Source organism: Aeromicrobium sp. Leaf272 (assembly GCF_001422865.1).
Classification (GTDB): domain Bacteria; phylum Actinomycetota; class Actinomycetes; order Propionibacteriales; family Nocardioidaceae; genus Aeromicrobium.
In genome coordinates this window covers 44,822-45,378 of sequence record NZ_LMMY01000013.1, presented here as the reverse complement: position 1 = coordinate 45,378, position 557 = coordinate 44,822, and the positions used below count along the sequence as shown (strand labels likewise).

The window sequence follows — 557 nt, the reverse complement described above, 5'->3', positions numbered from 1 at the left end:
ACTGCGTGGGCGTCCGCAGCTGCGGGGTCAGCAGCCAGTAGACGCCGTCGGTCGCCGAGGGCTTGACCTGCTTGACCTCCCAGCACGAGGCGGCCGCCGCCGCCTGGGTCGAGCCGTCGGGGACCACCGTGGCCGCCTGGGCGGCGGGCACGACGCCGGTCAACCCGGTGACGACGACGGCGAAGGCGGCCGCGAGCGCGGCGAGGCTGGTCTTGGTACGCACGGAGGATCCTTGATCGGTTCGGGGCGCGAGCCGGTCGTTCCCCCGACGGCCCACGGAGTGGAGGAGCACCGCGGCCCGCATCCATGACGCGACTGCCCTGCCGGAGTTCGGGTGGGTCGGGTCACACGTCCCAGGTCGACCCGCTCAGGAGGCGCGAGCGAGGGCGGTGGAGGCCGACCAGCTGCCCTGACCGTCGGCGGCCCGCACGAAGAACCGGTCGGTCGACGTGGAGTCCGGCACCGAGACCGTCGTGGAGCTGGTCGTGGCGACCACCCGGTCGTTGCGCAGCACCTCGTAGGTGACCCCGCTCGTCGAGCCGGCCTTCCACGACACG

The 557-nt window shown here is 73.4% G+C and carries 2 protein-coding genes; both read right to left on the bottom strand.

Going from position 1 to position 557, the window contains the following annotated elements:
* On the bottom strand, nucleotides 1-223 hold a 223-nt coding region (locus ASF38_RS18055; RefSeq protein WP_162237337.1), incomplete at its 3' end, for a fibrinogen-like YCDxxxxGGGW domain-containing protein.
* A gap of 144 nt (nucleotides 224-367) precedes the next feature.
* Nucleotides 368-557: hypothetical protein (locus ASF38_RS18050; RefSeq protein WP_162237336.1), on the bottom strand; the 190-nt coding region annotated here is incomplete at its 5' end.